Source organism: Flavisolibacter nicotianae (assembly GCF_003628535.1).
In the GTDB taxonomy this organism is placed as follows: Bacteria; Bacteroidota; Bacteroidia; order Chitinophagales; family Chitinophagaceae; genus Flavisolibacter; species Flavisolibacter nicotianae.
This window is the reverse complement of record NZ_RBCI01000070.1, coordinates 1-551: the sequence shown is the minus strand read 5'-3', so window position 1 is coordinate 551 and position 551 is coordinate 1. Positions and strand designations below refer to the sequence as shown.

Genomic DNA, 551 nt, shown 5'->3' with positions numbered 1-551 from the left:
CACAACGGAGAGGGACTTGGCGAAGAAGCGGCATTCTTTGATATGCCGCTTCACTTTAGCACCTCTGTCATATAGTGTTTTACAGTTCAAATTTAATTCTTCAGCCGCTTTTTTGCCAAGGCCATGTTATACGCGATAACCGGCTTCTTCCTGCTTCCATAAATAACCAGGAATACAGCAAATAGAGCAAGTGCTCCGAAAGCAAAGAACTCTTTGGAGATGCTTTCATCTGGGAAAAGAAAAATATCAGTCCCTTCCAAGTGCTTCAATTGGATGATGTCGCCTGCTTTATGTGTTTCATCAAAGTTGCATCCCACTTTCTTGGAGTATTCACTACCAGCAAAGTCAAACTTCATGGAATATTTGATTTTGCAACCGACGGAATGCGGAACATAGGTGATCAGAACGTTTACGAGCTGTCCGTGTGTCTGAACCCTGTATTCCCGAAAATGTCGAGGCAATGGAATGAGACAAACAAAGGTGAGAAGAAATAAACCAGAAAGAATGTAAAAAGCTCGCATCAAAGGGAAGGTTGTTTAGTCGCGTATAAC

1 protein-coding gene is annotated in these 551 nt (G+C 42.3%); it reads right to left on the bottom strand.

Annotated elements, in window-relative coordinates; translation table 11 throughout:
• Positions 1-92: 92 nt before the first annotated feature.
• A complete protein-coding gene (locus tag D6024_RS26440; RefSeq protein WP_121357820.1) occupies positions 93-356 on the bottom strand; it encodes a hypothetical protein in 264 nt (87 codons plus the stop codon).
• Positions 357-551: the final 195 nt, after the last annotated feature.

Bases quoted from the DNA above. Each gene is read 5' to 3' on its own strand.
- D6024_RS26440 (WP_121357820.1), bottom strand. From the start codon at position 356: ATGAAGTTTGACTTTGCTGGTAGTGAATACTCCAAGAAAGTGGGATGC.